Origin of the sequence: Streptomyces flavochromogenes, assembly GCF_000717595.1 — a bacterium.
In the GTDB taxonomy this organism is placed as follows: Bacteria; Actinomycetota; Actinomycetes; order Streptomycetales; family Streptomycetaceae; genus Streptomyces; species Streptomyces flavochromogenes.
Map to the genome: position 1 here is coordinate 1 of NZ_JNZO01000167.1, position 202 is coordinate 202.

Below are 202 nucleotides of genomic sequence, written 5' to 3' on the forward strand. Positions count from 1 at the left end.
GTTGTATGTCGCCGGGCATGGTCTCGCCCACGGTTACATCGGTCAGTCGGCGCTCACGGCGGAGCGGTTCGTCGCCAATCCTTACGGCCCTGCCGGTGCGCGGATGTATCGCACGGGGGACCTGGCACGCTGGAACAAGCAGGGTGCGCTGGAGTACCTGGGCCGTGGCGACGAGCAGATCAAGCTGCGCGGTTTCCGTATC

At 65.8% G+C, this 202-nt stretch carries 1 protein-coding gene; it reads left to right on the forward strand.

Annotated elements, in window-relative coordinates:
- A partial coding sequence (locus tag IF00_RS42455) for an AMP-binding protein (RefSeq protein WP_037640744.1) occupies positions 1-202 on the forward strand: 202 nt, incomplete at both ends.